Source organism: Sphingomonas epibiotica, from assembly GCF_039615155.1.
Taxonomy (GTDB): Bacteria; Pseudomonadota; Alphaproteobacteria; order Sphingomonadales; family Sphingomonadaceae; genus Sphingomonas.
Map to the genome: position 1 here is coordinate 1 of NZ_JBDGHY010000023.1, position 4,996 is coordinate 4,996.

The following is a 4,996-nucleotide window of genomic DNA, read 5'->3' on the forward strand; positions in this document are numbered from 1 at the left end:
AGCCTGATGTTGGCCGATCCGGGCGAACAGGGGTGTCCGAGAGAGGGCCGATGCCCACAGCGCGATAGTGTCGATCAGCTTCACTCCAGTCTTGCCTTCCAAGCTGATGTACGCGGCAGTGGTCGCATCTTCAGCCGTATGGATCTTGGCGACCTCTGCTCGACCAAGTGGTGTGAGCGACACGATGGAGGCACCTGGACTGAGAACAGCGTGTCGGAACAACAGGTCTACGAACGCTACGGCCCGACTATTGCTGGCGGCTCGCCCCTGCTGTGGGAATATGCGCACGCTGGTAGCACAGGATGTGAGGGATCGGACACCATAGGCTTCAGGGGAGCCGGCATCCCCGACTGAGATCGAATTATGGGACGACCTCAACCGTCCCAAATGGCGTGACGTGGGACGAAGCCGCCGTTCCGAGGCGGCTTGTTAAACGGCGATTTTTGACAGTAGGTGACGTTCGCGCACCGCGCCTTTTATGGTTCGCTTCCGACAAACATTAGCCTTCTGCCTATAGGCGTGATGAGCCACAAACGGACGTTCTAACGATCTTCTTGGATCCCAACCTTGGCCGTTCATTCAGCTTGGTTTGGGACTATTTTCGGTGTCCCCCAACCGTCGCTTCGCTTACTGAGTTGCGAGCAAATCTGCCCTCCCAGTCCCGCTCTGCACTCCAACCATTTTCTGACTCCTGACAGAAGCGAAGCGGGCGGTGCGCGCCCGCTCCTTTTCACTTACAGGCCGTAGGACAGGCGCAGATAGCCGAAGCGGCCGGGCACGTCATAGGTCGTCGGGTCGTAGTTGTTGAGGCTGCACGAGAAACAGGCCGGCGGGTCCTGATCGAACACGTTGTTGACGCCTAACGTCAGCGCGAAGCGGCTGTCCATCCATGCCGGACGGATGCCGAGCTGGACATCGCCGTACAGCCGTTCCTTGAGCACCGTCGTATTCTGGATTTCGCGAACGTCGTCGATGAAGCGACCGGTGACCGAGGCCGTGACCGGCCCAACCGCCCAGTCGATCGTCGCCAGCCCCTTGAACCGGGGATACGCCTGATCGGGGCTGCCACGTTCGGTTCCCTGATAGCGGGTCGTCGTGGTGCCGTTGGTGGCGGGCACGGTTTCCTGATAGCTGAGCAGATAGTTGCCGATCACCGACAGGCCGAACACGCCCGCGCCGGTTTCGCGGGTGCGCAGCGTGAAGGTCGCGTCGATCCCGCGCGTCTGGATGCCGCCGGTGTTGAGCAACAGGCCGCTGATCGACGAGACGAAACCATTGGCGGTGCGCGTCGTCGCCCCGCAGGACAGCGGATCGCCGGTCAGCGCGCAGCGACCGAGCAGCACATTGGCGGATATGGCGGCGATCGCATCACGGACCCGCACGTCGTAATAATTGACCTCAAGACTCAGTGCGCTGGCAAAGCCGTTGCGGGCCCATGCCGGGCTATAGGCACCCCCGAACAGCAGCGTGCGCGCCTTTTCCGGCTGCAACGCCGCATTGCCGCCGGTCAGGACCGGCAACTGCCCGGCGGGCTCGGCATAGCTGCCGCTGGCCGGGACGCCATCGGTGATGCAGTTCGCGCGCGCGGTCGCGCTGGTACGGAACAGGCTGCCCGCGACGTTCGAGCACGGATCGGGCAGCGACTGGTCGAAGCGCGACTGCGCGCCGAACAATTCGCCGATCGACGGGGCACGGACGCTTTCCGCATAGGAACCGCGCAGCAACAGATCCGCGACCGGCTTCCACAGGCCACTCCCGGTGAGCGTCGTATTGCCGCCGAACGTCGAATAGTTAGAATGACGAACCGCGCCGTTCAGTTCGAGGCTGCTGAAGAACGGCACGTCCTTCAGGATCGGCAGGCGGATTTCGCCATAGACTTCGTCGACGTTGAAGCTGCCGCGCGCGGCCTGTGCCGGAATGTCGGCGCCCAGCCCCGCCTGGATCAACGGGTCGGGGGTGAAGCTGCCCGACTGATAGCGGTGCTCATAGCCGATGGCGATACCGACCGGACCGCCCGGCAGATCGAACAACTGCCCCGACAGATTGGCGGTATAGTCGTTCAGCACCTGATTGCTGCTTGCGCGCTCGTCGAACCCGATGAACCCCAGCATCGCCGGCGTGATCGATCCGACCCCGCCAAATACGTTGAGCGGGACGCAGTCGCCGGTGCACTGGCCGACGGGGCCCAGCGCCTACCGCAGCCGCGCGACGTTGACGTTGCCGGTGAACAACTGCTTGGCATCGTTATAGCCGACCACCGCGCTGGCATCCCAATACCAGCTGCGGCCCATCATTTCGAACTGGCCGTCGAGCGTGCCGGTGAGCGACATGGTGTCGACGGTCTGGCTGTAGGTTCGCTGCCCGGCCTCGACCAGACGGCGGAAGATCGCTGAATAGGTTGCGGGCTGGCCGTTGTCGCCGCCGTTGAGTGTACGGCCGAACGGATTGAACGGGTTGGTCGCGTCGATCGAGATGGTGCGGGTCAGCGGGCCGCCGCCCGCATCCGGGCCGATCGGCAGCGGCAGGAACGCTGCCTGGTTCTGCGACTGGCGGTGATTATACACCGCCTTCACCCGCAGGTTCAGTGCTTCGGAAAATTCGGCGCGGGCGTTGACGAAGCCGCCATAGCGCTCGCTGGGCGTCAGGAAATAGTTGAACGGCGCGAAGTTGAAGCGGTCGCCAGCGGTAAACGCCTTGAAATCGCCTCCCGCCAGCGTCGGGTCATACACCGGCGTGCGACCGACGACCGGTGCGCGCAGCGTCAGATTCTGCCCGTTGACGAGGAAGCGGCCAAGCGGCGTATAGCTGGAACAACCGCCGATCGGATCGGCGCAGCTGGTCTGGCCGGGGTTCGGAAACAACGAGATATCGCGGTCGGCGGCGCTGACCGAGCGCTGCCGGATGTAGAAGGCGCCGGCGACGAAGTCGACCGGCTGGTTCGATCCGTTACCCCAGCTGAGCTGGTAATTTTCGGTCTCGCCATCCCCCTGTTCGAGGAACTGGCCATATTGCGCCTGCGCGCGTAAACCGCGCTGGCTCGATTTGGTGATGATATTGACGACACCCGCGATCGCGTCCGATCCGTAGAGCGGCGAAGCCCCCGATTGCAGCACCTCGACCCGCCCGATCATCACGTCGGGGATCGAGTTGAGATCGACCGATGCCGGAATGCCACTGGCCGAGGCACCGTTGACGTAGCGCAGGCCATCGACCAGCACGAGCGTCCGCTTCGCCCCCAGATAGCGCAGGTCGATCGCCGCCGATCCGGCGCCGACGCCGCCGCCGTCCGGCGGGTTGCCGAAATTGCCCGAATTGTTGAACTTGGTGTTCAACCCGCCTGCCGAGCTGGGAATGCGCTGCAACACGTCGGCGATCGACGACAGCCCGGTGCGCGCGATCGCCTGTTCATCGACGCTGATGACGGGCGACGGCTGGTCGAGCGGATCGCGCCGGATGCGCGAGCCGGTCACCACGATATCACCGCTGGCGTCGGGATCGTCGGCAATGTTCGGACTGGACACCGAAGGCGCCGTCTGGGCTTCCGCGGCGGTGGAGAGGGTCGTAGCGACGATGGCGAGGACGGCGCCCCCGCACAGCACGGCCGATCGGAAACTCAACATGTTAGCAAACCCCTGTCTTCTTGTTTTATTATGGGACAAGGCTCGCGAGACGGGTGCCGATGCGCAAGTCCGTTTTTGGGCCGGGGACACGCTCAATGCCTTTATTGTTACAGCGTGTGATCGAATAGATCACAACACGCAAAACGCATCATCCAATAATTATACGCATATTCTTTTTGGGACGGGTCTGCGCTGCTTCACTAGGCAGTAGACTGTTCTGGCAACTTCCTCGTAAGCAACATTACCTTTCGTTACATCGACTGGTCATCAGCGAAGACGCGTTGCTACAACAACCTAGCAAATTCAAAATGACCTAATTTGTCCGCTCGGATCGGCGACTGAAATTACGCCAGCATGAAATCCTGTAGTTCCGCAGGTTCAGAATGGCTCGGAACCGAAAACAACGCCTGCGGGCACACGTTAGATTGCCCGGCAGTGCCAGATAATACTACCGTATAACATCAGTCGTTTAGCGAATGGCCGGACTGCATGATGACGGCCGGCGCACCCGGACACCATGGCGCGACCCGGTACATGATCGACTGAAACAGGTCGGAGGCGAGATGGTCCGCGAGCCATCGCTGCAACCGTGGCAGCGGCAGGGTGTCGAACCAGTCGCGGTCGACGGCGGCAAACTGCCGGACGAACGGCATGATCGCGGCATCGGCAAGGCCAGGTCGTGTGGCCCTGAGCTGTCCGGCCGCGCCCAGTCGCGCGTCGAGTTCTTCCAGAAACCGCAGACCAAGATCGCGACGTTCGACCGCGCTCGAACCGTGCCGATCGGGGTATTTATACCGGTCGAGATGGTGCTTGAAGCGGCTGTCGTTGCTGGCGATCAAGTCGGGATCGTCGCCCGCCAGCCAGTCGTCGGAGTCGCCTCGCGACAACGCCCACCGCATGATGCCGAGGCTTTAATCGATTACCACGCCGTCGGCCGTCTGCAGGACCGGCACCGTCCCCTTCGGCGAGAGCGCGAGCATCGCTTCGGGTTTGGCCGAGAGGCGAACCTCTCGAAGTTCATGGCGCACGCCGCTGACGGCCAGCGCCAGTCGCGCGCGCATCGCATAGGGGCAGCGCCGGAAGCTGTAGAGGACGGGGTCGGCCATCCCGCCCCTATGCGTCGCACGGGTGGCGTTGGAAAGCGTCGCAGGACGTGCCCCGCGCCACGGCATCGGCTATGGGTGCGGCGAAGCGGGCGCACGGACCGCGCGACCGGAGTTGGGACGGAATGAAGCGACGCAGCGCAGGTCTGGGGCTCACTGCCCTGCTTGGGGCGCTTGCCGCGGCCTGTTCGCCCCTGCTGACCTTCGACCGGCTGGTGCCGAAGGACCGGGCCGGCACCCTGATCGCCAAGGGGCTGCCCTACGGGCCGGGCC

5 protein-coding genes and 1 pseudogene are annotated in these 4,996 nt (G+C 63.3%); 1 reads left to right on the top strand and 5 read right to left on the bottom strand.

Annotation, left to right across the window (positions count from 1 at the left end; genetic code table 11):
• The 5 genes from AAIO73_RS20030 to AAIO73_RS20340 form a co-directional block, all read right to left on the bottom strand.
• Positions 1 to 183, bottom strand: a 183-nt coding sequence (locus AAIO73_RS20030) for a hypothetical protein (protein WP_345880541.1), incomplete at its 3' end; no start/stop codon positions are given.
• Between the two features lie 551 nt (positions 184 to 734).
• Entirely contained in the window at positions 735 to 2,111 is a 1,377-nt protein-coding gene (locus tag AAIO73_RS20035) for a TonB-dependent receptor domain-containing protein (protein ID WP_345880543.1), read from the bottom strand.
• A gap of 81 nt (positions 2,112 to 2,192) precedes the next feature.
• Positions 2,193 to 3,521: a TonB-dependent receptor gene (locus AAIO73_RS20040; protein ID WP_345880545.1), complete on the bottom strand. Its 1,329-nt coding sequence runs from the start codon at positions 3,519 to 3,521 to the stop codon at positions 2,193 to 2,195.
• Positions 3,522 to 4,081: 560 nt separating this feature from the next.
• On the bottom strand, positions 4,082 to 4,519 hold the full coding sequence (locus AAIO73_RS20045) for a glutathione S-transferase C-terminal domain-containing protein (protein ID WP_526023830.1): 438 nt from the start codon (positions 4,517 to 4,519) through the stop codon (positions 4,082 to 4,084).
• A 12-nt stretch (positions 4,520 to 4,531) separates the two neighbouring features.
• Complete coding sequence (locus AAIO73_RS20340) at positions 4,532 to 4,726, bottom strand: glutathione S-transferase N-terminal domain-containing protein (protein ID WP_526023831.1); 195 nt, start codon at positions 4,724 to 4,726, stop codon at positions 4,532 to 4,534.
• A gap of 47 nt (positions 4,727 to 4,773) precedes the next feature.
• Between AAIO73_RS20340 and AAIO73_RS20050 the strand changes: the two are divergent.
• Positions 4,774 to 4,996, top strand: a pseudogene (locus tag AAIO73_RS20050) (hypothetical protein); the annotation flags it as partial.

What these genes read in the sequence shown, in the direction of transcription:
- AAIO73_RS20035 (WP_345880543.1), bottom strand. Translation starts at nt 2,111, where the DNA reads ATGCTGGGGTTCATCGGGTTCGACGAGCGCGCAAGCAGCAATCAGGTG.
- AAIO73_RS20045 (WP_526023830.1), bottom strand. Translation starts at nt 4,519, where the DNA reads ATGCGGTGGGCGTTGTCGCGAGGCGACTCCGACGACTGGCTGGCGGGC.
- AAIO73_RS20340 (WP_526023831.1), bottom strand. Translation starts at nt 4,726, where the DNA reads ATGGCCGACCCCGTCCTCTACAGCTTCCGGCGCTGCCCCTATGCGATG.